Source organism: Brevibacterium gallinarum (assembly GCF_014836885.1).
In the GTDB taxonomy this organism is placed as follows: Bacteria; Actinomycetota; Actinomycetes; order Actinomycetales; family Brevibacteriaceae; genus Brevibacterium; species Brevibacterium gallinarum.
The window spans coordinates 1-24584 of record NZ_JACSPY010000006.1; the positions used below are offsets into that span (position 1 = coordinate 1).

20 protein-coding genes are annotated in these 24584 nt (G+C 65.2%); 12 read left to right on the forward strand and 8 right to left on the reverse strand.

Annotation, left to right across the window (positions count from 1 at the left end; genetic code table 11):
- Positions 1 to 201: 201 nt before the first annotated feature.
- Together H9634_RS07345 and H9634_RS07350 are read right to left on the reverse strand one after the other, a co-directional pair.
- Complete coding sequence (locus H9634_RS07345) at positions 202 to 3678, reverse strand: DEAD/DEAH box helicase (RefSeq protein ID WP_191726054.1); 3477 nt, start codon at positions 3676 to 3678, stop codon at positions 202 to 204.
- A 114-nt stretch (positions 3679 to 3792) separates the two neighbouring features.
- Complete coding sequence (locus H9634_RS07350) at positions 3793 to 4014, reverse strand: hypothetical protein (protein WP_191726055.1); 222 nt, start codon at positions 4012 to 4014, stop codon at positions 3793 to 3795.
- Between the two features lie 14 nt (positions 4015 to 4028).
- On the opposite strand from H9634_RS07350, the gene H9634_RS07355 reads away from it, so the two are divergent.
- The 10 genes from H9634_RS07355 (at position 4029) to H9634_RS07400 (ending at position 15068) form a co-directional block, all read left to right on the forward strand.
- Positions 4029 to 4187, forward strand: coding sequence for a hypothetical protein (locus H9634_RS07355; protein ID WP_191726056.1), 159 nt, complete (start codon positions 4029 to 4031; stop codon positions 4185 to 4187).
- A gap of 545 nt (positions 4188 to 4732) precedes the next feature.
- Positions 4733 to 6313 (forward strand): N-acyl-D-amino-acid deacylase family protein, encoded by a 1581-nt coding sequence (locus tag H9634_RS07360; RefSeq protein WP_191726057.1) that lies wholly within the window; start codon positions 4733 to 4735, stop codon positions 6311 to 6313.
- A 100-nt stretch (positions 6314 to 6413) separates the two neighbouring features.
- Entirely contained in the window at positions 6414 to 7358 is a 945-nt protein-coding gene (locus H9634_RS07365) for an ABC transporter permease (RefSeq protein WP_191726058.1), read from the forward strand.
- Positions 7355 to 8353 (forward strand): ABC transporter permease, encoded by a 999-nt coding sequence (locus tag H9634_RS07370; RefSeq protein WP_225210714.1) that lies wholly within the window; start codon positions 7355 to 7357, stop codon positions 8351 to 8353. Before H9634_RS07365 ends, H9634_RS07370 begins: the two co-directional genes overlap by 4 nt.
- Entirely contained in the window at positions 8350 to 9459 is a 1110-nt protein-coding gene (locus H9634_RS07375; RefSeq protein WP_191726059.1) for an ABC transporter ATP-binding protein, read from the forward strand. The genes H9634_RS07370 and H9634_RS07375 overlap by 4 nt, the downstream gene beginning before the upstream one ends.
- Positions 9456 to 10313, forward strand: a complete 858-nt coding sequence (locus H9634_RS07380; RefSeq protein ID WP_191726060.1) for an ABC transporter ATP-binding protein — start codon at positions 9456 to 9458, stop codon at positions 10311 to 10313. The genes H9634_RS07375 and H9634_RS07380 overlap by 4 nt, the downstream gene beginning before the upstream one ends.
- Positions 10310 to 11866, forward strand: a complete 1557-nt coding sequence (locus H9634_RS07385; RefSeq protein ID WP_191726061.1) for an ABC transporter substrate-binding protein — start codon at positions 10310 to 10312, stop codon at positions 11864 to 11866. The genes H9634_RS07380 and H9634_RS07385 overlap by 4 nt, the downstream gene beginning before the upstream one ends.
- 53 nt (positions 11867 to 11919) lie before the next feature.
- Entirely contained in the window at positions 11920 to 13515 is a 1596-nt protein-coding gene (locus H9634_RS07390; protein WP_191726062.1) for an N-acyl-D-amino-acid deacylase family protein, read from the forward strand.
- A gap of 115 nt (positions 13516 to 13630) precedes the next feature.
- Positions 13631 to 13873: a helix-turn-helix domain-containing protein gene (locus tag H9634_RS07395; protein ID WP_191726063.1), complete on the forward strand. Its 243-nt coding sequence runs from the start codon at positions 13631 to 13633 to the stop codon at positions 13871 to 13873.
- On the forward strand, positions 13857 to 15068 hold the full coding sequence (locus tag H9634_RS07400; RefSeq protein WP_191726064.1) for a type II toxin-antitoxin system HipA family toxin: 1212 nt from the start codon (positions 13857 to 13859) through the stop codon (positions 15066 to 15068). Before H9634_RS07395 ends, H9634_RS07400 begins: the two co-directional genes overlap by 17 nt.
- 13 nt (positions 15069 to 15081) lie before the next feature.
- Here H9634_RS07400 and H9634_RS07405 read toward each other — a convergent pair whose 3' ends face one another.
- The gene (locus H9634_RS07405; RefSeq protein ID WP_191726065.1) at positions 15082 to 15675 is read right to left on the reverse strand and encodes a Panacea domain-containing protein; all 594 of its coding nucleotides are present in this window, start codon (positions 15673 to 15675) and stop codon (positions 15082 to 15084) included.
- Between the two features lie 338 nt (positions 15676 to 16013).
- On the opposite strand from H9634_RS07405, the gene H9634_RS07410 reads away from it, so the two are divergent.
- Positions 16014 to 16670: a C39 family peptidase gene (locus tag H9634_RS07410; protein WP_191726066.1), complete on the forward strand. Its 657-nt coding sequence runs from the start codon at positions 16014 to 16016 to the stop codon at positions 16668 to 16670.
- Positions 16671 to 16741: 71 nt separating this feature from the next.
- Positions 16742 to 16978, forward strand: a complete 237-nt coding sequence (locus H9634_RS07415) for a hypothetical protein (protein WP_191726067.1) — start codon at positions 16742 to 16744, stop codon at positions 16976 to 16978.
- 4 nt (positions 16979 to 16982) lie between these two features.
- Here H9634_RS07415 and H9634_RS07420 read toward each other — a convergent pair whose 3' ends face one another.
- From H9634_RS07420 to H9634_RS07440, 5 genes are all read right to left on the reverse strand, one after another.
- Positions 16983 to 18188: a Wadjet anti-phage system protein JetD domain-containing protein gene (locus H9634_RS07420; RefSeq protein WP_191726068.1), complete on the reverse strand. Its 1206-nt coding sequence runs from the start codon at positions 18186 to 18188 to the stop codon at positions 16983 to 16985.
- Complete coding sequence (locus H9634_RS07425; RefSeq protein ID WP_191726069.1) at positions 18185 to 21541, reverse strand: ATP-binding protein; 3357 nt, start codon at positions 21539 to 21541, stop codon at positions 18185 to 18187. The genes H9634_RS07420 and H9634_RS07425 overlap by 4 nt, the downstream gene beginning before the upstream one ends.
- Entirely contained in the window at positions 21538 to 22236 is a 699-nt protein-coding gene (locus H9634_RS07430) for a DUF4194 domain-containing protein (RefSeq protein ID WP_191726070.1), read from the reverse strand. The genes H9634_RS07425 and H9634_RS07430 overlap by 4 nt, the downstream gene beginning before the upstream one ends.
- Positions 22223 to 23761: a DUF3375 domain-containing protein gene (locus H9634_RS07435; protein ID WP_191726071.1), complete on the reverse strand. Its 1539-nt coding sequence runs from the start codon at positions 23759 to 23761 to the stop codon at positions 22223 to 22225. The genes H9634_RS07430 and H9634_RS07435 overlap by 14 nt, the downstream gene beginning before the upstream one ends.
- A 73-nt stretch (positions 23762 to 23834) precedes the next feature.
- Positions 23835 to 24575: a FadR/GntR family transcriptional regulator gene (locus tag H9634_RS07440; protein WP_191726072.1), complete on the reverse strand. Its 741-nt coding sequence runs from the start codon at positions 24573 to 24575 to the stop codon at positions 23835 to 23837.
- Positions 24576 to 24584 lie beyond the last annotated feature (9 nt).

A 24584-nucleotide genomic window follows, 5' to 3' on the forward strand; every position in this document is an offset into this window, starting at 1 on the left:
GGGTCAGGGTGCGTGTCGTTACCCACCTCGATACCGGGGGTCTTCTCTGACCTCAAATCCCGTTCACAACCTCCCGAGGAACTACACCTAGAGGCAGTCGTAGCCATGAGCCGTCTCGCGCAGTTGCGCGATGCAGTCGATCGACTGGAGTCGATCGGGGGTTGTGGACCGGCTCACACGCAGTCTATCGAGAGGCTGTGCCTAGTCTGCAGGAGAGAACAGCTCGCGGACATCGTCGGCAGTCAGCACCGTGCTGAAAGCGCGTCCGTCATCCATGAGGGTGTCGAAGAGCCGGGCCTTCTTCTGCTGCAGGGCCAGCACCTTCTCCTCGATAGTGCCGGCAGCGACGAGCCGGTAGACCATGACATTCTTCGTCTGCCCGATCCGGTGCGTGCGGTCGATCGCCTGCGCCTCGGCGGCGGGATTCCACCAGGGGTCGAGGAGGAAGACGTAGTCCGCTTCGGTCAGCGTGAGCCCGAACCCGCCGGCCTTGAGGCTGATGAGGAACACCGGGGCGGTGCCGGAGCGGAAACCGTCGATGACCTCGCTGCGGTTGCGTGTGCTGCCGTCGAGATAGGCGTAGTCGATGCCAGCGGTATCGAGGCGCTCGGCGACGAGTCGCAGACACGAGGTGAACTGGGAGAAGACGATGATCCGGTGCCCTTCGCTCAGCACCTCATCGAGGCCGGAGAACAGCGCTTCGAGCTTGCTGGAGGGCACATCGGCGTATTCATCACTGACGATCTGGGGTGACAGCGCGAGCATCCGCAGGAGGGTGAGCGACCGGAAAACCGTCATCCGGTGCTTGTCGAGATCGCCGACCATGCCGAGGACCTTCTTGCGTTCTCTCTGAAGCACCAGGTCATAGAGCTTCTTGTGCTTGGGTTCGAGAGGCACGTGCAGTTCGTGCTCCTGCTTCGCCGGCAGCTCTGCGGCGACGAGGTCCTTCGTGCGCCTGAGCATGAACGGCCGCACCCGCCGACGGAGCCGCTCCAGGCGAGCCTGCCGTCCGACATTGAGCCGCTCCTGCACCGCCGCATCGTCGTCCGCAGAAGTGAGGACGCCGGACTCTGCAGTAAGCGCAGCGCCCTTCTCAATCGGCTTGACGTACTCCTCTTTGAACTTCACCGGTGAGGCGAACAGGCCCGGTGCTGTCAGGGAGAGCAGCGACCACAGATCCGTCAGCGAATTCTCCATCGGCGTACCGGTGATCGCGAGCGTGAACGGGGAGCGGACTTCCCGGGCGACGCGGTAGGTCTTGGCGGTCTGGTTCTTGACGAACTGTGCCTCATCGAGGACGAAACCGCCCCACGGCAGTGCGGTGAATTCCTCGCCGTTGATGCGGAAGATCGTGTACGAGGTCAGCACGACATCGGCTTCGGCAATCGCCTCGGCGACCGGCTGCTTGCGTTTGTGCGTCGTCGTATCGAGCACTGCCACCTTCAGGTCCGGGGTGAAGCGGGCGGCCTCAGCCTGCCACACCGACACCACCGATGACGGGGCAACGACGAGGAACGGCGGCATCGTCTCACCGGCCTCCGCGGCTCGCGCGCGAGCGTGAGTGATGAGGGTCAGAGTCTGCAGCGTCTTGCCCAGGCCCATATCGTCGGCGAGGATCCCGCCGAGGCTGTGCTCCCACAGGAACGCCAGCCACCGGAACCCATCGAGCTGGTAGCCGCGCAGCTCGGCACGCACCCCAGCCGGCACCTCGGGCGCGGGAAGCTCCTCCAGCGAACCGAGCCGGCCGATCGACTCCCGCCACTCACGCGCGGGGACCGCCTCATCGGCGAGTTCGACGAGCTCATCCCAGATCGAGACCTGGTGGCGGCTGATCTTCGAGCGCTCAGGCTCCCACTCGCCGAGTGCCTCGGCCTCCTGCAGCAGTTCGCGCAGCCTGTCGAAGGCCGGATGGTCGAGGGAGAAGAACGTGTTGTCGACAAGCTGCAGATGCGACTTGTGCTGGGCGAGGGCGGCGAACAGGGGAGCGAATGGGATCCTCTTGCCCTCGATCGTGACTTCGAAGGCGAGGTTGAACCAGTCGCGGTCGTCGGTCGCCTCAGTCGTCACCCGCACCTGCGGGGGCGCGGTGAGCTCGGTGTAGTCGACGCGCTCGCCGCTGATCTCAACGACGACCTCGGGATGGTCCTCGAGTCGCGGCAGCGCCCGGACTGCGAACTGGGCAGCGTCGATTCCGATCAAATGTTCCTCATCGACGGTGGCGGCCGTCGGCCAGATCCGCCGGATCTCCTCGAGTACGGCGCGCTCGAGGTCCGGCTCCCGGTGGTGCCAGCGATTGTGCGCGAGCGGAAGGCGGCGTTTGGGGCCGTAGTACTCCCACGACCAGGTCAGCAGCAGGGATTGCTTGGGCTCGAACTCAACCTCCACGTGCAGGCGCGGGTCCCGGAACTCCGGCAGCTCGGCCGAGGCATCGTGGCTGGTGAGCGTGGCCAGCCCCCGCAGTTCGGGGAGGAACTCGGTGAAGAACACCTCGGCGTCGTGATCGGGGACGCTGAGCGTCGTGCGGGAGGCGAGCATCTCACCGAGCGGTTCGGAGACTGGGGTGGATGTTTCGGCCAGGGTCAGGCGGAGGGTGTTGCCCGGCAGTCGGTCGATGAAGGCGATGGCGTTCTCCCCAACGCGGAACACGTGGTCGGGGACGGTACCGGCGAAGTCGATGAGGGCGGTGAAGGCGTAGCCGCCGGGCTGGCGTACGACGTCGACGATGACGTCGGCGGTCTCGGTCGTCTTCTCCGTTCCCGAGGCGGTGGTGAGGGTGAGTGGGGAATGGGAGCTGACGACCCGCACTTCGGAGACGACGCCGTGGCCGGTCAGCTCGATGCCGGTGTCCTGAGCGCGGGCGAGCAGCAGCCAGACGAGGGAGGGGTCGAAGGCAGAGAATACGGCGGTGTCGGGGTCGCTGCCGTAGGTGTAGCTGCGGGTGGTGTTCTGAGCGTGCAGTTGGCTGAGTACCGCGGTGTGGTCGCGGCGGATACCGGGCGGATCGGCGAGGCCGCGGGTGAAGTTGCGCCAGCCGAGCCCGCCTTTGATCCAGTTGTTCCGAGCACCGCGGCGCAGCGGTCGCAGGGTGACGCTGAGGCTGCCGAGGTCGATACCGGAGAGGTTGACGACATCGGCGCTGGCGAGTGGGCTGCGGTGGCGACCGTGGAACCAGCGGCTGGTGGTGGTCCGCTCGATGTCGAAGCCGATCGCCAGCAGTGTGTCCTCGGGGCGTGCTGTGTGTGCGCGCCGGCGGACCTGCAGCTCTGTCAGCATGGCACGCCAGTCGTCGGGACGTTGTGGAGAGGCGGCGCGTGACGGCACTACATGTTCAAGGCCCGTGCGCGGGCTTGCGGTGTCGTCGCTGTCGCCGTAATCGGCGATGGAGTAAAGGACGGCGCCGACGTGCTTGCACTCGTAGCCGACAGGGCAGCTGCAGTCGCTGCTGGCCGGCTCGAAGCAGTTCGGCTCGCTCAGCGCAGCTTCGGTCAGCCAGATCCGGACCCGGTAGATGTTCGAACCGCTGCCGACGACCTCCCCGCTGAGAGTCGAATGCTCGGCATCCCAGCTCACACGGCGCACGCGCTGGTCTTCGGCATAGTCTCGACCGCGCTCAGCCATGACATCGGTGAGGTACTCATCGACATCAGGAGCGAGAATGCGCGGCAGCTTCGAGATCACGGAACCATCGTGCCACGAGGCGCAGACATCACCGTGCGACAGCAGTCGAACTGTGGACAGCCCTGTCGTTCGCACACGTGGTGTGGAACGACAGGGCTGTCGCGGTTGAGGTGATCAGATGATCGGGCGGTGGATCGACAGGGCTCGCAGCTGGGCGGCGTGGCGTTCGCGTTCCACCTGATCGCTGACCTTGCGTTGCAGGATTGCTGCGCGGTGCAGTTCGACGTGGCTGGGTGCTGGGCGGGGTTTCGGCTTGCGACGGGCCCACCGCAGCACCGAAACGGCAGCGAAGATGACCCACCGGCGGTGTATCGGATATGCATGAGCAAATGACATGAGAAAGTCCTTGGATGACCATTTCGGGCAGGGCGAATAGCCTGCCGTCGAAAACGGAAGTGATGAAAAGAAAGGGAGTCGGCGCGTTTCAGGAAGACAGCAGTGAATGGCAATTCATGGCATTCGATCATCCATTGATCTGTGTTCTCAATGGTGACGAAGTCGATGAATGACAGATCTGCGACGATGCGTGCGGAACGGTTTCCGCAGGTCGTCGGAAGGTGGTGCTCGCTGTGTGCCTGGCGCCGAGTTCTACGCGGAGAAGCGAGGCGGGACGCGGCGGCTGCCCGCCGGGTTGCCGCGATCGGCAGCTCCCGTGGCCGTGAGCGTGGTGAAGATCATCATCGTGCCCGCCTCCTTTCAATTCATTCAGGCGATGTCATAAGCGACAGCGAATGATGTGGAATCTGTCTGCCGGTCGCATCAGAATGATGTCAAAGAGCAGAAGAAGATTCTGCGACAACGGTAACACGGATCTCTGAGTTTGCACACCTGGATTCGAGATTTCTTGAATTGCTCGCCCATGCTCGGTTCAGCGTGATTGATCGCTTGCGGTTTCAGGCGGCTGAAGAAGCTGCCGTCTCTTCAGGTGAGAACACTCGCGGGGTTTACCGGAACTGCCGTACGGTGATCGAACAGTGATGCGCATCACAATAAGTGCCGAGTCAGGCGCACGAATCGGATGAGCACGGCAATGCGGTCGTGGGAAAGCAGCGGGATGTTCGACATCAGGATCGTAGGCGGCATGGTTGTCGACGGGACAGGAGCACCGGCCGAACCCGGTGACCTCGGTATCAAAGACGGAAAGATCGCCGCCGTAGCTGCACCCGGCGCCATCCCTGCAGAGAGCGCGGCCGAGACGGTGGATGCCTCCAACCGGATTGTCACACCTGGCTTCATCGACCTGCACAACCACGCGGACTTCACAATTCACGGTTGCCCGGAAGCGCCGTCGCAGATCAGCCAAGGCGTGACGACGCTGCTGCTGGGCAACTGCGGATCCTCCCCGTTCCCAGCTCCCAACCTCGATGAGGTGCGGCGCACGTGGGGTCACCTCAGCCCGGTCTTCGCGACTCAAGCGACCGATGCCGCCGGGTTCCTCGCCGCCACCGCTGCGCTTCCACTTGAGATCAACACCGCGTTCCAGGTCGGGTTCTCAGCTCTGCGTCGAATGGCGATGGGCAATGCCTCCAGACCTGCCTCTGCCGACGAGCGGCAGCACATGATCGATGGCGTCCGCACCGCCGCCGATGCCGGCGTCCGAGGATTCTCCACCGGCCTCATCTACGCCCCGGGTGCCTATGCGCAGCCTGACGAAGTAGCGGAGATTGTTGCAGCAGCAGCCGAATGCGACCTGCTGTACTCCACCCATATGCGGGACGAGGCCGACCGCGTGCTCGACTCTGTCCGCGAATCGATCACCGCCGTCGCCGACGCAGGCGGGCGGCTGCAGATCTCCCACCTCAAGGCCACCGACCGCCACAACTACGGCCTCGTGCCCGAAGCGCTGGCCCTCATCGAGCAGGCGCACGCCTCCGGCGTCGACGTGACCGCTGACGTCTACCCGTACACGGCCTCAAGCACGACCCTGACGTCGCTCCTGCCTGACTGGTCGCTCGAAGACGGGCGCAATGGTCTGCCGAACCGGTTGGCCGATCAGGAGCAGCGAGCCCGCATCCGCGCGGCTCTGGCAGGCACCATCGACGGACGCTCCGGCGCTGAAGCCGTCGTCATCGCCGCCGTCAGTCCCGACGGCCCCGGTGGATACGAGTGGGTCGTAGGCAAGAGCCTGGCCGAGATCGGCGAGCAGGACGGGTGCGATCCAGCCGAAGCCGCCCTGCGCATGCTCGCCGCCCACGCCGGAGCCGTCGGAATCATCCACCATTCGATGTCCGAAGACGACGTCCGCGCTGCCCTTGCCCACCCGCTGGTGGCCGTCGCCTCCGACGGCCACCAGCTCGCCGCGGAAGGGCCCGGCCGACCCCACCCGCGCAGCTTCGGAACGTTCACGCGAGTGCTCGGCCACTATGTGCGCGATATCGGTCTGCTCGGCATCGAAGAGGCGGTCCGCAAGATGACGTCCCTGCCGGCCTCCCGGATGAAGCTCGACGACCGAGGGGTCCTTGCACAGGGTAAGGCTGCCGACATCGCGGTCATCGACCTCGATGCCGTCGCTGACCGCTCCACCTTCGACGACCCATGGCAGCTCTCCACGGGTGTCGATGACGTCATCGTCGGCGGCAAGTTCGCTTCCCGGAATGGTCGACTCGTGCGCGGCCAGGGTGGGAGTGTGCTGTGATAACGACGCGGCAACGAAACCGCGCAGCGGTTGCCCCACCTGCGACGACAATGCCAGTATGTGATCTACTTCACTCGACTGATCCCCTCGGAGTCGCGACATGCTGAGCTATATCGTCAAGCGCATCCTCGCGCTCATCCCCGTGCTCGCCGTCGTTGCGATCGTCGTCTTCTCCCTCGTTCATCTCACCCCCGGTGACCCGGCCTCGGTGATGCTCGGACCCAACGCCACCTCCGACCAGGTCGAAGCGCTGCGCTCCGAGATGGGGCTCGACCGACCGCTCGTCGTGCAGTTCTTCGCGTGGCTCGGCGGCGCGCTGACCGGTGACCTCGGGTACTCCCACTTCATGGGAGCAGCCGTGACGTCAGTCCTGATGGAGCACCTCGGGCCGACGCTGTCGCTCGCGATCCTCGCCGAGGTCGTCGCGCTCATCATCGCCATTCCCGCCGGCATTATCGCCGCACGCCGACGCGGCACAGCTGTCGACCAGGGTTTCATGGCCTTCTCACTGCTCGGCATCTCCGTACCCAGCTTCCTGCTCGGCCTCTTCCTCATGCTCATCTTCGCCGGCTGGCTCGGCTGGCTGCCGGTCGCCGGTTACCGCGGCCTGGAAGAAGGGCTCGGCACCCATCTGCGCTATCTCATCCTCCCGGCGCTCGCCCTCGGAGCGATGCAGGCCGCACTGACAGCCCGCATGACGCGCTCATCGATGCTCGACGTGTTCCGCGCCGGATACATGAAGACGGCTCTGGCCAAAGGCGTGTCCGAACGCAGCCGCGTGTACAAACACGGGCTGAAGAACGCCTCGTTCCCCATCCTCACCGTCGTCGGCCAGTCGATCGGCACCCTCATCGCCGGTGCCGCCGTCGTCGAAACGGTCTTCAACATCCCGGGCATCGGACAGCTCATCGTCAATTCGGTCGAACGCCGAGACTTCATGGTCATCCAGGGAGTCGTACTCATGATCACGGTGTCCTACATGCTCATCAACCTGCTCGTAGACATCCTCTACGGCTTCCTCGACCCACGGGTGCGACTGTCATGACGAAACCAGCCCACACCACACCACAGCACCCCGAACCCGAGGCGGGCCTCACCCGCGAGACCACCGGCACCTCGGGACCGGCCGGAGGATCCTCCGCAGCGCAGCCCGGTTCGACCGTCGGCCTCGAGCGCTTGAGCATGCGGCAGCTGGTCTTCCGCAGGGTGACGAGCAACGGCCTCATCATGACCGGCGGCATCATCGTCGTCATCATCGTGCTGCTGACGACGTTCGGCCCGATGGTCATCTCCCGCGGTCCCCTGGAGCTCAACATCCAGGACCGACTGCAGGGCCCCAGCGGCGACTACCTTCTCGGCACCGACAACTACGGCCGGGATCTGCTCTCGCGCGTGCTGCACGGAGCGCGGGTCTCGCTGTTCGTCGGCTTCGCCGTCGCGATCCTCTCCACCGTCATCGGCTACATCATCGGCATGTACTCGGCCTACTTCCGGTGGGCCGACGCGATCCTCATGCGGATCTGCGACGGCTTCATGGCCTTCCCCGCCATCCTGCTGGCTATCGCGCTCATGGCCGTGCTCGGTGCGAAGACCTCGAATGTCGTCATCGCGCTGACAGTCGTCTTCACGCCCTACGTCGCGCGCGTCGTACGCTCGTCCGCTCTGGTGGTCAAGGAGCAGACCTTCGTCGAAGCGCTGCGCGCCCAGGGCGCCTCATCGAACCGCATCATCTGGCTCAACATGGCGCCCAATGTCGTCTCCCCGGCGATCATCCAGGCAACCTTCATCTTCGCTGACTCGATCATCACCGAGGCCGCTTTGTCCTTCCTCGGCGCCGGAGTGCCGCCACCAGCACCGTCGTGGGGCAACATCCTGCTCGACGGCAAGACCCTGATCTTCAACAACCCGTGGATGACGATCGTGCCCGGTGCGGCCATCATCCTCACCGTGCTCGGCATCAACCTCCTCGGCGACGGCCTGCGCGACCTCTTCGACCCGCACACCGGCAAAGCCGTGCGGAAAGGCGGTGGACGGAAATGACGACGACAGTCGAACCGAACGGTGCCCACGGCGCCACCGATCCCGAGGCGCCGGCCCGCGTGATCACGGTCAGCGGGCTGACGACACGGCTGGCGACCGAGCAGGGCGATGTGACTGCTGTCGAGGACATCGACTTCCACGTCGACGCCGGCGAGGTGCTCGGGATCGTCGGCGAGTCAGGCTGCGGGAAGTCCGTGACCGCAGAGTCCGTCATGCGTCTGCTCGATGAGAAGACCGCTGACTACTCCGGCACCGTCGAATTCGACGGCACAGATCTCCTGTCCGTCAGCGAGAGCCGGATGCGGCAGTACCGCGGCGGCCGCATCTCGATGATCTTCCAGGATCCGATGAGCTCGCTCAACCCCGTCTTCACCGTCGGCCAGCAGCTCATCGAGACGATCCTCATCCACCAGCCGATGTCGAAGGAGGCTGCGAAGCAGCATGCCATCGATGCCCTCGAACAGACCGGCATCGCCGACCCGCACGCACGGATCAACGACTACCCCCATCAGCTCTCCGGAGGCATGCGCCAGCGCGTCATGATCGCCATGGCGCTCATCTGCGAACCGGCGCTGCTCATCGCCGACGAGCCGACGACGGCCCTCGATGTCACCACTCAGGCTCAGATCCTGCGGCTCATCGACGATCTGCGCCGGGCGCACGACATGGCCACCATCCTCATCACCCACGACCTCGGAGTCGTGGCAGAGGTCTGCGACCGCGTGATGGTGATGTACCTGGGAGAAGCTGTGGAAGCCGGACCGGTCCGCGACATCCTCGACAACCCCCAGCACCCTTATACGCGCGGGCTGCTGGCTTCGACGCCGGGAGTGGACACCGATCGCACGCAGCCGCTGCCGACCATTCCCGGACGCGTGCCGACTCTCTACGACGTTCCAGCCGGATGCCGGTTCGCTGCACGCTGCCCTTTCGCGGAGGACGCCTGCCGGGAGAACCGACAGCAGCTGACGGAGATCGCCGCTGGCCGGTCGGTGCGCTGCTGGAAGGCAGTCGACGGTCTCATCGACGCCGAGGCGGGCGCGCCGAACGACGGTGAGAGCGCGCCGCCAACGGGAGACCACAGAGCAGAAGGAGGCGAACGATGACCGAGAACGCGCCAGTGCTCGAAGCGCGTGAGCTGACGAAGACCTTCACGCTGCGCAATGCGATCGGCTTCAAAACGTCAGAAGTCCATGCCGTCGACGGCGTCAGCTTCTCCATTCAGCCCGGAGAGACCTACGGCCTCGTGGGCGAATCCGGATGCGGCAAGTCCACAACGGGCCGGATGCTGCAGGCGCTCATCGAACCGACATCGGGGGACATCGTGTTCCACGGTCAGCCGATCAGCGAGTTCAGCCGCGCCGAACAGCAGTCCTACCGCTCGAAGGTCCAGATGATCTTCCAGGACCCGAACTCATCGCTCAACCCGCGCAAGCGCATCGGCTCGATCCTCAACGAGACGCTTGTCATCCAGGGGATCCGCGACAAGGCCGAACGCCGCAAGCGCATCGTCTCGGCAATCGAGGAGGTCGGCTTCGGTGAAGAGCACCTGGTGCGCTACCCGCATGAGTTCTCCGGCGGCCAGCGGCAGCGCATCGGCATCGCCCGCGCACTTGTGACGCACCCGGAGGTGATCCTCTGCGATGAAGCCGTCTCCGCTCTCGACGTGTCGATCCAGGCGCAGATCCTCAACCTGCTCAACCGGATCCAGGAGGAGCACGGCCTCAGCTACCTGTTCATCTCACACGACCTGTCCGTCGTCCGCTACGTCGCTGACCGGATCGGAGTGATGTGCAAGGGCAAACTCGTCGAAGAAGCCCCGGTCGACGAGCTCTTCGCACATCCGAAGGACGAATACACGAAGAAGCTGCTCGACTCGATCCCGCACGCCCATCCGCGCGCAGCAGCTGCGGCAGCAACCGCCTCGGGCGCGACCGCAGGCGAGGGAGGAACGCGATGAGCACGCACCGACCACGCCTCATGCGTGTTCTGGCGATAGCCGCCACCGCAGCTGTGCTGGCTGTCAGCGGCTGCGGAGCCAAACCGAGCGACCCGACGTCGGAATTCCACTACGCGCTCAACGCCCAGCCACCGCTGCTCGACCCGCTGCTGAGCACCGCGACGGCAACCGCAGAGGTGGCCCGCCTGATGTTCGAGCCGCTGCTGACGCAGGATGCCGACTTCCAGGTGCAGCCGCACATCGCCGAATCCTGGGAGGAATCCGGCGACGGGAAGACCACCACCTTCACCATTCGGGAGGGGCTCACGTTCCACAACGGCGATCCGGTGACGACCGAGGACGTCCAAGCAAGCCTCGACCGGTGGATGGAGATCTCAGGCGTCGGCCAGCAGTTCTTCGAAGGAGCCGACGTCGAAGTCGTCTCAGACCGCGAAGTTGCCGTGCACACGCCCGAGAAGATGTACACGCTGCTGTACTTCCTCTCCGACCCAGGCCAGATGACCGCGATCATGCCGAAGAAGATCCTCGACGAAACTCCGGCGGAGGGTCTGACCGAGTTCGTCGGAACCGGGCCATTCGTGTTCGACACATGGCGAACGGACCAGTACATCCAGCTGCACAAATTCGAGGACTATCAGTCCCCAGAAGGGGAGTCGAGCGGACTAGCGGGGCATCGAGAAGCCAAGACCGACACGCTCATCATCGATCTCGTGACTGACTCCTCCACCCGGTTGGCCGGCCTGCAGACCGGCGAATACGACGCTGCGGCCGGCATCCCGTTCGACAACTCCGGACTGCTCGAAAAGGACACGACCCTGCAGTCCATCATCGGTGAGAACGGCTTCAACGGCGTCGCCTTCAACAAGAAAGCCGGCATCATGGCCGACAACACGATGCGCAACGCTGTGGCGGCCGCTCTCAACCACGAGGACATCCAGCTCGCGGCATTCGCCGCCGAGGAGTTCTACGACGTCAACGGAGCCATCAGTCTGCCCGGACAGCAGTTCTACACCGAAGCAGGCCTCGAGCTCTTCAACCAGCAGGACCCGGACCTGGCGAAGAAGCTGATGGAGGAAGCCGGATACAACGGCGAGCCGGTTCGCATCCTCACGTCTCGTGAGTACGAAGACCACTACAACTCGGCCGTCGTCGTCGAAGAGAATCTCAAGAAGGCAGGCTTCAACACGCAGATGGTCGTCGTCGACTGGGCGACGCTGCTGAGCATGCGCGCTGACGAGAACGCCTTCGAGCTCTTCACCACCGGGTGGTCGGTCAACGCCGTACCGGTCACACAGGTGTTCCTGCTCGGATCGTGGCCCGGCTGGACTGATGACGATGAGCTGAGCGAAGCCATGAACGACCTGACGTTCGCCGCCGACGACGAGGCGGCAGCTGAAGCCAACGACCGGCTCCAGACCCGGGTCTACGAATACCGGCCGATCATCAAATACGGCAACAAGCGCACCATCGTCGGCGCCTCGGTCGATGCCGAAGGAGTGCAGTTCGTCCCCGGTGCCGGCATCGTGCTCTGGAACGCCCATATGACCAAATGACCTGACGCGCCGGTGAATCGCCGGCCGGCAGCCAGAGGAGGAACGGACAGGGAATGGCGCAGTCAACCGTGCTCAGCGGAGCCACCGTCTACGACGGCACAGGAGGCGCTGGCCAGCTGTTGGATCTGCTCATCACCGGTGACAAAATCACTGCGATCTCACCGTCTGGGCGCTTCCGTGGAATGACGCACTCTGCCCGCACGATCGACGTGACGGGGCTGTGCATTGCGCCGGGGTTCATCGATGTGCACAGCCATTCCGACAGCTCCCCGCTCATCGACCTGGACGACACCTCGAAGATCCTCCAGGGCGTCACCACCGAGGTCAACGGCAACTGCGGCTTCGGGCTCGCCCCGATCAACCCGGCCTTCGTCGATGACTTCACTACCCTGGCCCAGCGCATCTTCCCGCCGCTCGACTTCGACTGGCAGAGTCTCGATGAGCTCCACAAGCGGGCTGCAGACTCAGGATTCATCACCAACTTCGCCTTTCTCGCCGGTCACAACACGCTGCGGGTCGCCGCCATGGGATCCGACGAGCGCGCACCGACGCCAGCTGAGATGACGGTGATGAAAGACCAGCTCTACCGCGCGCTCGAAAGCGGTGCGGCCGGCCTCACGACTGGACTCATCTATCCACCGGGAATCTTCAGCACCACCGCAGAGATCACCGAACTCGCCTCCGTCATGCCATCAACAGCCGTATACGCCAGTCATATGCGCAACGAATCGTCCCGCGTCCGCGAGAGCATTGAGGAGACGGTGAGCGTCGCCTCGCAAGCCGGTGTGCGCTGCCACGTCTCCCACCTCAAGGTTGCCGGCCGACGCCTGTGGGGGCAGATGGGCGACATCATCGAAACCCTCGACAGCCATCGCGCCACAGGACTCAATGTCACCCACGATGTCTACCCCTACACCGCCTCCTCGACGATGCTGACAGCTGTGCTTCCGCCATGGGCCCACGACGGCGGGGCGCCCGCCCTGCTACAACGGCTTGCCTCACCGAGTGAGCGTACCCGGATGGCACACGATATCGCCGAACCATCCGGAAGCTTCGAAAGCCATGTGCGCTCGACGGGCTGGGAGCACATCGTCATCGCCAGCACTGGCAGCCACCGATATGAGGGCCTGTCGTTAGCGGCGCTCGCAGCCCAACAGGACAAACATCCTCTCGATGCTGTCGCCGACCTGCTCATCGACGAACAGCTCAAGGCGACGATGATCATCCACGGCATCGGCGAGGAAGACGTGCAGACAGCGCTGCGCAGCCCGTACACCGCCATCGGCTCCGACGGCCTGCCGGTGGGAACAGGTGGCAAACCGCATCCGCGAGGCTATGGAACCTTCGCGCGCATGCTCGACGTCTACGTGCGCCGCGAGAAGCTGATGAGCATCGAAGAGGCGATCCGGCGGATGACCTCGCTGGCCGCAGACATCTTCTCCCTGCCTGACCGCGGCCGAATCACAGCGGGCAGCTGTGCCGACCTCGTCATCTTCGACGCCGAGGGCCTCAAGGACCACGCGACCTTCGACGACCCGATGCGCTCGCCGTCGGGAATCCATTCTGTATGGGTCAGCGGCGAACAGGTGGTGAGAGATGGCACCTACCTCGGACGGCGGAATGGAACCATGCTCAGAGCCCGACACTGAGGCCGGGAGAACATGATCTCAAAATCCAGATCGAACTCAGCTGATCTGAATTTCTCGATCATGCTGGTATGATCTGGTTTATCTGATCAATTCGCTGCGACAGCCGGAGGTGCCCATGGACCGCTGGTCGAGGATCATCGCCCCAGAGGACCTGGGGGAGACGATCCAAGCTGCGCGGATGGACCGCGGCTGGTCCCAGCGAGACCTCGCCCGGATCTCAGGTATCGCGCAGAGTGCCATCTCCGATATGGAATCCGGAAAGCACACCCTCTACGCCGAACGGCTATTCACCCTGCTGGAGGAGTGCGGCGTCACCCTGCGTGCAGAATGGACGATCGACGATGCGCCTGGCAGTTGAGCTCTACGGTCTCATCGTCGGCCACATCGATGCGCAGGGGCCGCAGGACTTCGACTTCACGGCCAGTGCAGAAGCCATCAGCCGCTTCGGCATCAACAGCGATGTGCTCTCAGTCGCCGTCCCGCTGACTGATCGACCACCGCGCCACCACGCCGCCAGGCGACGGAACTTCTTCAACGAGCTGCTGCCCGAGGGGGACATCCTGACCTGGATGCTTGAGCGCAGCGGTCTCCGCAGAGGCGATACGCCGGCATTCCTCGCCCGCTACGGACGAGACATCGCAGGAGCCGTGCAGATCTGGGACGTCGACGACCCGAGTGAACCGCCGACGCCCGAAAACACTCCGGTCAGCGACCGCGAGATCCGGTCGCTGCTCGAGAGCCCGATGTCCGACCCGCTGGCGAACAGCCGGCGGTCGGGCAGAACCTCCTTGGCCGGGGTGCAGCCGAAGATCGTCCTGGCGCAGCGAGACGGCCGGTGGCATCGCGTCGCAGGCGGTTATCCCTCAACGCACATCATCAAGCCGAGCCTCTCGGCGCATCCGACGGTCATCGGCGATGAGGAATACGGCTGGCGCCTGGCCCGCGCCATCGGGTTGGCGGACTACCGAGTCGAGTTGACGGCGTTCGCAGAGCTGCCAGCGCTCGTCATCGAGCGCTTCGACCGGGACACTCGCGGTGAGCGGCTCCACCAGGAGGACTTCAACCAGGCGCTGGGTGCCGCCGGCGATGAGAAATACCAGGAGGTCGGCGGAGCGGTGACGCTGAAACGGATCGCCGAAACCGTCCGCCGTCGCTGCCCGAGGCCAGAACTCATCCGGCTGGCCCGCCAGGTGGTCCTGTGCTGCGCGATCGGGAACCTCGACATGCACGCGAAGAACCTCGGTCTCATGCATCTGCCAGACCAGAAGACGACGCTGGCTCCCGCCTACGACATGGTGCCGATGGCTCAGCATCGCGATTCCGACGGCCGGCTGGCGCTGACGGTCGACCGGCACTACCGGCTGGCCGACGTCACGCACAGCAGCCTCGTCAGCGAACTCTCCTCGTGGAAGCTCAGCGATGCCGAACGCATCGTCACCGAGGCACTCGAGGAGATCCGCACAGCTGTCGAGGCGGAGACGCCCGATCTCTCAGCCTCGCCTGATCTGCAGGAGCTGATCGGGCAGCGCACTCAGCGGCTGCTTGAGCGCTGACCCTCGGCTCGCCTCAGTGCTCGCCGACGAGCGGATCGCGCAGCACCGGCTCCTGGAAGGCCGCCGTCGCGGCAGGGGACTCGCCACCGCCGCCGAAGGTCGGCTCGCGCATCGCCATCTGGCGGCGCAGCTCCTTGGCCTTGATGCGCTGCTCGGCTGACTCGACGTCATCCGAGGTGGGCCGCTGCGGCACCCTGGCCGCCGCCTCGGCGCCGGCCGCAGCCCAGGCATCTGCCTCACGCGTGGCGATCTCGCGCAGCTCACCGAGCGTCAGCGTCCCGCTCGTGCGGCCGCCGACAGCCAGCCGGCCGAGCTCGACGAGCTTGGTGGCCGGCAGGCGCATGTAGTGGTCGATGATCGCCTCGAACTCCAGCTGCTCGCGCAGGTCGAGGTCGGGACGCCTGGGCATCGCCTGCGGAAATCCGTCATGGGCAGCGGCCACATAGGGTCCGTATTCGCCGATCGCCGTCTCATCTTCGAACAGCGGCTCCTCATGCCACGCCAGCCACCAGGCCTGCGCGCACACGAGCAGCAGATCGGCTTGAGTCTTGGTCACACCCGGCTGCAAGAACTTCAGCCAGGCGAGCACTTCACGTGCGGTGCGCATGGCACAGCTCCTCTCGCCGGCGAGCTCTCCATTGATGTCTCGCCTGGTACCAGCTTAACCGCCCTGACCAGCCCGTTGATCACCGGAGCCGCATTGTGGGCTGTGACTTTCGTCCAAGGTGACCTGCCGAACGGTGAGCACATCACCGTCATTCAGCGGCTGAGGCTCACTGCAACCTTCGTGCAGGCCTACCCCAAAGGTCCAGTGCCGAATCCATTGACGCCGGCATCGGGTCTTGCTTCGATGAATATGTGAGCTGTTCGGCCATCCCCTCCACCCCAGCTGAACACAGCACACCCAGCCCACCCCTCGAATGCCCCACCCAAGGAGAGATCCCCATGCGTCACGCACGCACCATCCCCACCCTCGTCGTCGCCGGCACCCTGGCCGTCGGCAGCCTGCTCGGCACCTCAGCCGCCGTGCTCCCGGCCGCCAGCTCAGCCCCCGCCTCGGCGGCGGTCGCCACCCAGGCCGAGACCCAGGCCGGTGAGAAGGTCCTCGACTACCGCTGGGAGCAGCAGGACGACTACTACAACTGCGGGCCGTTTGCCATGCGGATCGCGCTCTCGGCCTTCGGCCACGACGTCTCGGCCAACGACCTGGCCGCCCAGGCCGGCACGACGACCGCCGGCACGAACTTCGGCGCCATCGAGCAGGTGATGAACGCCCGGCTCAACACGACGTTCTACGAGACAAAGTGGATCAGCGAGGAGCCCACCCAGGAGCAGAAGGACCTGTTCTGGCATGACGTGCAGTATGACATCGACCGCGGCCACCCGGTCATCGTCGACATCATGGCCGGCCCCGGCGCCTCCCCGGACTGGTACCCCAAGGACCAGGGCCTCATCTACCACTTCTTCACCGTCGTCGGATACAACGCCGACACCCGCGAAGTGAAGATCGCCGACCCGGCGAACTTCGGCGGCGTCGGCGAGTACTGGCTGCCGGCCGACCAGGTCGCGCTCATGGCAGGCGGCCGCGGCTACACCGGCTGACCCCTCTGACACCGCGCCCGAGGCGGTGGCTGGCACCTGTGCCGGCCACCGCCTTTCGCTATGGTCGGCACATGGACATCCGGCGCGCGCTCGCACACAGGTGGCGAACCTGGGTGCTGCTCGGCTGCGCTGCCTGCGTCTACGCGCTGTTCGTCATCCGCCCGTGGACCGAGGAGCCAGCGGCCGGCTGGGAGCTACTCGTGCAGATCGCCGCGGTGCTCACCGCTGGGCTGGCGCTCTTCGCGCTGTTCGTGCCCGCCGCGCCTCGAGGTATGGCCCGCCGCGAGGAATCCGACCGCGAGCGGTGAGTGTTCAGCTGAGGACGCGTGCTGCTGTCGTATCGATGGCGGTGAGGACGTAGGACCACTCGATCCGCTCCTGCTCTAAACGCGGGAAGCCGCTGGCGTGCAGCTGCGCCGCCATCTCGCGCTCACCAGCTGTGAGGGTCTCCAGATGTTCGGGGGCAACACGCAGCGGAGCTGGCTCTGTTCCGGCCAGATGCTGGAAATCGATGAGCGTGCGGCTGTCCATGAGCACCGATTCGGTGTGCGGGCAATGGGTGCGGAAGCGATTGAGGATCCCGAAGCCGTGTGTGTCGATGTCTCCCCAGTAGAGGACACGCGAACCGGACAGCCACGGCAGCCGGGCAGCCACTGATGCGGAGTAGCCGGGGTTGAACACGGCTACTGCATCTCCCCACCGGCCGTCTGCTGGCAGCGCGAGGAACGATGCGAGGTTCTCGGTCACAATGACGAGCTTCGGTCGTACCGGCATCTGGGCGATCTCAGACGCTGGAGCTTCGACATCGCGCAGACCCGCGAACAGTTGCGGTCGGCCATCGGTGCTGAGGAGCCGCACGCGTATGCGCGGTTCGGCTGTGCGGAAACCGAGATTGCTCTCACTGGTGAGCGAGGTGATGATCGGGGAGACGATGCCCCGATGCGTCTCCAGCCATTTCGTGTCGATGCCGACGATCGGCAGCTCGCGGATGAACAGTCCCGAGCGGGGATTCTCCCGCAGCCAGGTGAGAACAGCCAGCAGCCGCTGACGGTCGTCGGCGCTGAGTTCGGCAGCGGCGCCGAGGACGCGGCGCAGCACAGGAAGAGGAACCGCGTCCTGAGCCCACTTCGCGAGCATGTCGGCGGCACTGGTGAGCTGGCACCATTCCGGCAGCTTATCTGCCCAGGCGGCGACCGCCTTGGGTGTGGTGAACCGCAGGCGCACCGGCAGCCGCTGCCGTCCCCAGGTGCGCCACCGCCGGCGCACCCAGTCGAGGTGCGCATGCTCCGGTAGCTGCGCGCCAGCAGTCTCCCACGCTCGGATCCACGACATCACCGCATCGAGTTTCGCGCTGGTGTGCGGCTCTGCTGGCGGCTTGAGCGGCAGGGAGACGTCGGCTTCTGCCATACCGAGCGCCCACGCCCGCTTGTGCAGCCGGAACTTCGCAGCCACTGCCTCGCGCGCCTGGTCGGGTGAGACCATGCTGTGCGGCGCGCTGGATCGGCGGCGCGCACTCACGCCGGTTCCCCGCTCTGCTCCCACTGAAGAGCGGCCAGACGCGAGTCACGGTTGTCGCTGATGTCGATCTTGACGGCCGCGCCCACGTAGTCTTCGAGGATCGGCAGCAGTTTTTTGGGTGTGGCGAGGATGAGCTGGAAACCGAAGTCTACGAAGGTCTCCAGTGCCATTCGGGCGAAGGTCTCATCGGCCTTGTCGAATGCTTCATCGAGCATGACGGTGCTGAATTCCGGCAGCTCCTCGGCGGAATCGGTCAGCTGATAGCGCAGGGCAGCGGCCAGGCAGAACACGACGAGCTTTTGACGCTGTCCGCCGGATAGTCCGGTGGAGGATTCGTAGGCCCGGATCGGCTCGCCGCCCGCATCAGTCTCCACGCCGAGGAAGCTGACGTGCCGACGAGTGTCGAGGCAGGCGGTGCGCCACCTCCGGTCAGCTGGTTCAGCTGAGCCGAGGCGGCCGATGACCTTCTTGATGAGCGCGAACTTCTCTTCTGCGGCTTCCGGTGTCAGGGATGTCATCGCATCGGTGGTGATCTCGCGCAGCTCTGTGAGGAATGTCTGGACTTCCGCGCTGCGGCGCTCCTTCGGTTTGATCGTCAGGTACCTTCCGCGGTCGAATTGGCTGCCGCTCAGCGACTGGTTCACCTGGTGGATGCGCTCCTTGATTTCGTTGAAGGCGCGGCTGATCTGCGCATTCAGCGTGCCGATATTGCGGGTGGACTGGGTGCGCAGCATCTCCAGGAAGCGCTTCTCATGTGCGGGCAGCCCGTCGCTGTGCAGAGTAGTGCGCCGCCGACGGTATTCGTCCCGGTCGCGGATCGAGCGCTCGACGTCAGCGCTGAATGCCGGCCACTGGCTGAGAAAGGAGTGGGCGCGGCGTTCGAAGTCGGCCTCTGCGCGGTGCTGCTGCTTCTGGACCTCATCACGGACTTCGCGCAGCTGCCGTTCGATGGTGTTCTTCACTGTGGCGATGTCATCGACGCTCAGCCGACGCCGGCGTTCGTAGAACCGGGAGCGCAGGGTGTCTGTCACAGCCGCGTTGGGTTCGGGCCCACCACCGGCATCCGCTGCCCGGGCAACGGCCTCATCGAGGCGCGTTAGCACGCTTTTGAGCTCGATCACGTCGGTCTGCGCAGCGTTTTCAGCTTCCCGGGCCGTTTCGCGGGCGGCGGTCGCGGTGCTGACGAGCTCCTGCGCTGCCTGCAGATCGGTGTTGCCGCGGGTCACCTGCTCGAGGCGCCGTTCGGCGGCAGCGACTGCAGCCTGTGCTGCCCGTGCGTCGAGCTCCGACCACGGCGTATCAGCGAGCTCGTCGAGGATGCTGCGCCTGGTGGCATCGGCATTGCGCTGGTCGATGGCCCGGATGAGCCGGTCCTTGGTCTCCGCGACTTTCTTCTGCTCGGCGCTGATGGCTTCGAGCAGCTCCGTGACCTTCTCGACGGTGCTGAAGCCCATCACCCATCGGCTGCGGTCGTCGACCCGTGTGCGGTCGTCCTTTTCGAACCGGTCTCCCGGCCGTCTCACCTGTCCGGCCCGAGTGAGTCCGCGTTCCGCTTCCGCCAATTCGGCAGACTCATCGACACAGGTGTAGTCGAATCGGGTGGACAGCGTGTGATGCATCCACGCAGCGAACGGCGAATCACTGCGGACGTCAACCTTGTGCACTAGGGACCGGGAATCGCTGATGGGTGGGGGAGTAGGACTGGAGCTGTGGACGGCCTGCACGACGATCCGCACTCCGAAATGCATGGAGTCGAGTGTCTGGGCAACCTGCTTGGCGTAACGGAAGTCGACGAGCATCGTGCGTGAGAGTGAACCGAGCAGCCGTTCGATCGCACCTCGCCAGGTGGCTTCTTCCCCGCGCACTTCCATTAGCTCACCGCAGAACGGCAGTGCCTGATAGCTGAGATTCAGCTGTTGAGCCAAGAGCTTCCGGGCGTTCAGCAGCGGTCTGTCGAGGTTGGACTTCTCTGCTCTGGCGGCCTCGAGGTCGCTTCTGAGCGCCGCCAGCCGCTCCGTTGCCTGCCGGTGCCGTTCGGCCGCTTCGTGCTCGGCGGTCTGGATACGGGTGCGCTGAGCTTCCTCAGCTGGGTCGGACCGCTGTTCGAGCAGTTCGTCGAACTCTTCGGCCGTCTGCGGCAGGGTGGTGACTCCGGCGCGCTGGAGTCGCTGGGCCAGCGAGTTGCGGCGCCGGTCTACGTGGTCCTGGCGTTGTCTGGCCGCCGTCAGCTGGTCGTCGAGCCGGGCGAGTTCACCGCCGCCGGCCTCCAGCAGCGCAGCATGGGCGAGATCCGCATCGCGGGTTGCCTCCTCGACATCCGCGCGTGCCTTCCCGAGGGCGGCTTCGGCTGCCGACAGGCGCCGGCGCGCCCTCCTGCGCTCCTGTTCGGCGAGTTCACGTGTCAGAGCACTGGCCACCTGGTCGAGCCCGGCGAGCAGGGAGCTGATCTCCGTGTTTCGGGCCGTCGCCTCGTCATAGGCGTCTGCGTCAGCGCAGATCTCTTCCAGCGCCTGCAGCTGCAGGCGTGCGGTGACGACGCTTTCGTGCGCGTCGGACAGCTGCGTGAACTGTTCGATGGCGCGATCGGCGATCGCGAAGGTCGAGGGCTCACCGAGCATGTACATCCGGAACAGGTCGTCAAGGCTGCCGAGGTTCTTCGCTGCGACCGTGCGGTGGAGCAGGTTCATCGCTGCGTCCGAGGCGATGCCGAGCGCAGCGCGGTACCGCGACTGGAATACGGAGTGCTTGTCGGTGACGAATGCGGACGTGAAGTCCTTCTTCAGCTTTCGCACCGCCACCGCACCGGTCAGGTAGCTGCTGAAGTCCGGCAGCACGGCATCGGAGCGGGTGAGGATGCAGATCTCCTTGACGTCACTGGCCGTCATCTGCCCGGCGTTGAGTTTGAAGAGCTTGATAAGCAGGACCGGTTCCTCTCCCGGCCGGTCGAAGCGCAGCAGAACGCCGGAGAAGGTCGCGCCGGTGCGCAGGTAGGTGGTGCGGATCTCATCGACGTCATCAGCCTCGGCTGCACCGTAGGCGCCCCGCATATAGCTGACAATCGTGCGGTCGGAGGAGCGCACGGACTGGTCCTGCGCGGCGGCATTGTAGCGGAGCTTCACCCGAGGTGTGAGTACAGTGGAGATCGCATCGAGAAGCGAGGACTTGCCGGAGCCCGAATCGCCGGTGAAGACGAGGCCCGAGGGCGGAACATCGACGGCATGGTGGCCGGAGAAGGTGCCCCAGTTGATCACCTCCAGCCGGCTGAGACGCCATTGGCGGCGTGCCGTCGCTGCCACCGCCGGCACCGGGGCCGGCGGCTGCTCCGGCATATCGAAGAGCGCATCGCTGCTCATGACTCATCACCGTCCTCAGCTGCGGCGCCGTCCGGCTGTGACGTGTTTTCGCCGAGGATCCGCTGGTACTCTGCGGTCAGGGCATGGATCTGCTCGGAACCGAAGACCAGACGCAGCACCGGTGAGATCTCATAGCGTCCTTCGGTGTGCGTGCCCTGCAGAATGCCGTACTGGATGAGCTTCTTGAACGAAGCGTTGAAGCGCTTGGCGAACATGACGTCGTCGAGGTCCTGTTTGGCTGCGAACACGCTGAGCGCGTCTCGCACCTCTTCTTCGCCGATGATTGCCCGCATTCCGCGGTCCACGCGCAGCAGCTCATGACGCAACTGCAGCACGAGAGCGGAGTCCAGCAGCGTCAGCTGGTGAGTGCGCACTACTGCCGGCGCTTCTGCTTCCGGTGCGCTGACATTGCGCACGAACGCGATCCCGCTCTCCTCATCGACGATGAGGTCTAAGAACATATCAGCCAGTCGCGAGCGCAGCACCGTCTCACCGTTGAGGGTCGCCCGCCACAGCGCCGGGTGGGATTGGCTGGAGACGTAGGGTCCCTGCACGAGCCGGACGAGTGCGCGCCGGGCATCGGCGCTCAGAGTTCCAGAGTCGTACTCCCATAGCTGGTCCGGGTTCACTTCCGGCTCCCGTGCCGGCGCCTCGGGAACGGCAGGTGCGTCACGACTGATATCAGAGCTGGGCATGCGTTCCTTCAGGTTTGCGACGGATGCGTCTGAGGGCCGGGATCGGCTCGGTGAAGCGGTAGCAGAGCGCCTCGGCGCTGCGTTCGGCACCGGAGACCGACACCCAGCGCAGCATCTCATGCTCATCGGGTTCGCTGCTGCCGTAGCGCAGCGCGAGATCCATGAGTCCGATGACGCTGCCGAGCCCCTGCGTGGCCGGACGGAATCCGAGCACATCGCCGATTCCGATTCCCGGCAGATCCTCCTGGGCAGAAGGCAGCTGACCCGCCCGGTGAGCGGACAGCGTGGCGTTGACGTTCTCAGCAAGCTCCTTCATATCGATATCGGCTTCCCTCGCGAGGGAGCGCAGTGCGGCTGCATCGAGGGTTCCCGTGTTGTGTGACTCGACTTCATCCTCGACGCGAGCCAGAGCCGGATCATGCAGGCGCAAGGAGCCGACGGAGCGCAGCTCGACAGACGGCCGGGCAATCGCGACGCTCAGTCGTTCGTACACCGGCACCTCGGCGGCGACCTGCACCGCCAAGGACCGTGCGGATCGGATGGCCGCTGCAACACTGCGGTCTTCGGCGAATTCGCTCGATTGCACGAAACGGCGCAGCGACCGCGTCAGGTTCGTCATGACATCATCGACCTCTGCAGCACGGTCCTGGAGCATCGGGACGAGCTGGCGCAGGAACGTCACTGTCGCGGGGTCGAGGTGATCGACGAAGTCCCGGCCCAGCAGCTCCGTGATATTCGTTTCGAACTCCAAACCCGCCTCGGTATCGACAAGCATCGAAGCGAAGCCGTCGAACGACCGGCCTGCCTCGGATTCAGCGAGATGGTCGACACCGCGCCACACGTCGGACAGCACCGTTCCTCGGTGGCCGGCTTCCTCCACGAGTTGGGTGCGCAGCGAACGATTGATGCTTTCCAGTTCGGAGCGCACGCGAGCGAAGTCAGTCGGCAGCTCGGAAGCCAGCTGGGAGATGTCGCGTGCCGATTCGGAAGCAGCCGCCGCGCCAGCCGGCAGCGCCTCTCCTGATCGGACGGCGTCAATCTCAGCGTCGATGCGCTCACGCTCAGCTTCGAGTGCAGCGACGCGCCGTTCGACATCGGGGTCGGTGTCGCGCACGAGTTGGCGGAGCCGATTCTGGATCGTCGCCAGCCGGGACTGCGTTACCGAGGTGCGGTCCGAATCGAGCCGGTCGACGAACTGCAGGGCGATGTGCCCAGCTGGAGACAGCTCGAAGGTCTCCTCGCGACTGGTCTCGACGCTGCGGCGGATGAGGATTCCGTCGCGCCGCCACTGCTCGCAGTAGCTGCGGGCCGTGCCCATCACGGTATGACCCTGATATCTCAGGGCATCGAGGTCGGCATCGATGAGGTCGAACAGGTCACTGGCAGCCATCCGGATCGTGCTGCCGGTCAGGTGCGTGCGCAGAATCGGAGCGGCGAACCAGACATTGTCGCTGCGTAGGAAAGACCAGGTGGGGTCCTCTGCTATCAGGCGGCGGTTCGCCTGCGCCTCTGCCAGCACGCTCATGGCATCCATCGTAAAGCGATGTCAATCGTGCTGACGGCGGGAGTGGATTGCCGGTCTTCAGCGCCCGGGCGCATCACCCCTCCAGGTGCTCGAAGGCCCTCCGGTAGAACCACTCGACGTGCGCGGTGACCGCGTCCGCGGCAGCCTGCGGGTCGCTGCCGGCCACAGCAGCGAGGATCTGCCGGTGCTGTTCCTGCAGGCGCAGCCTGACCTGCGGCCAGTCGGCCAGCAGCCGCACCCCTTCCTGCACATAGCCGACGGTCGCCTGGCGCAGCGAGCCGAGAATCGTCGTCGTCACCTCATTGCCGCCCAGCGAGGTGATCGTCAGGTGGAACTGCGCATCGAGTTCGTGGAACGTCTCATCGGGCAGATCGGGGTCATCGAGCGCATCGAGGATCTCAGCGGCACGGGCAAGAGTCTGTCCCGCCTCGGGATCGGAGGCGACGTCACGCCGGGCGGCAGCGGCAGCGGCGTCGGCTTCGAGCAGCCGGCGCACCGCGACGATGTCGACGACGGGCAGGAAGCTCGACGCCAGGTGCATCCGCAGCCCCCAGCCGAGAGCGGCCGAGGGTTCGGAGATGACGATCGCCCCAGCACTCGGGCCTGAACCGACCCCCGAACGCACGAGCCCGAGGGCGTCGAGGATGCGGATCGCCTCGCGCACGGAGTTGCGGGAGATGCCGAACTCCTCGGCCAGCGCCCGCTCCGAGGGCAACCGGTCGCCGATGCGCAGCTGCCCTGAGCGCAGCCGGTCTTCGACAGCGTCGAGGATGGCGGCATAGGACTTCGCGGGCGCACGGCGTTCGGGGCTCATCTGATGAAT

Bases quoted from the DNA above. Each gene is read 5' to 3' on its own strand.
- H9634_RS07410 (WP_191726066.1), top strand. From the start codon at position 16,014: ATGCGTCACGCACGCACCATCCCCACCCTCGTCGTCGCCGGCACCCTG.
- H9634_RS07405 (WP_191726065.1), bottom strand. From the start codon at position 15,675: ATGCGCACCGCACGTGAAGTGCTCGCCTGGCTGAAGTTCTTGCAGCCG.
- H9634_RS07400 (WP_191726064.1), top strand. From the start codon at position 13,857: ATGCGCCTGGCAGTTGAGCTCTACGGTCTCATCGTCGGCCACATCGAT.
- H9634_RS07430 (WP_191726070.1), bottom strand. From the start codon at position 22,236: ATGCCCAGCTCTGATATCAGTCGTGACGCACCTGCCGTTCCCGAGGCG.
- H9634_RS07385 (WP_191726061.1), top strand. From the start codon at position 10,310: ATGAGCACGCACCGACCACGCCTCATGCGTGTTCTGGCGATAGCCGCC.
- H9634_RS07435 (WP_191726071.1), bottom strand. From the start codon at position 23,761: ATGAGCGTGCTGGCAGAGGCGCAGGCGAACCGCCGCCTGATAGCAGAG.
- H9634_RS07360 (WP_191726057.1), top strand. From the start codon at position 4,733: ATGTTCGACATCAGGATCGTAGGCGGCATGGTTGTCGACGGGACAGGA.
- H9634_RS07355 (WP_191726056.1), top strand. From the start codon at position 4,029: ATGACCATTTCGGGCAGGGCGAATAGCCTGCCGTCGAAAACGGAAGTG.
- H9634_RS07375 (WP_191726059.1), top strand. From the start codon at position 8,350: ATGACGACGACAGTCGAACCGAACGGTGCCCACGGCGCCACCGATCCC.
- H9634_RS07415 (WP_191726067.1), top strand. From the start codon at position 16,742: ATGGACATCCGGCGCGCGCTCGCACACAGGTGGCGAACCTGGGTGCTG.
- H9634_RS07365 (WP_191726058.1), top strand. From the start codon at position 6,414: ATGCTGAGCTATATCGTCAAGCGCATCCTCGCGCTCATCCCCGTGCTC.
- H9634_RS07395 (WP_191726063.1), top strand. From the start codon at position 13,631: ATGGACCGCTGGTCGAGGATCATCGCCCCAGAGGACCTGGGGGAGACG.
- H9634_RS07370 (WP_225210714.1), top strand. From the start codon at position 7,355: ATGACGAAACCAGCCCACACCACACCACAGCACCCCGAACCCGAGGCG.
- H9634_RS07350 (WP_191726055.1), bottom strand. From the start codon at position 4,014: ATGTCATTTGCTCATGCATATCCGATACACCGCCGGTGGGTCATCTTC.
- H9634_RS07390 (WP_191726062.1), top strand. From the start codon at position 11,920: ATGGCGCAGTCAACCGTGCTCAGCGGAGCCACCGTCTACGACGGCACA.
- H9634_RS07380 (WP_191726060.1), top strand. From the start codon at position 9,456: ATGACCGAGAACGCGCCAGTGCTCGAAGCGCGTGAGCTGACGAAGACC.
- H9634_RS07440 (WP_191726072.1), bottom strand. From the start codon at position 24,575: ATGAGCCCCGAACGCCGTGCGCCCGCGAAGTCCTATGCCGCCATCCTC.
- H9634_RS07425 (WP_191726069.1), bottom strand. From the start codon at position 21,541: ATGAGCAGCGATGCGCTCTTCGATATGCCGGAGCAGCCGCCGGCCCCG.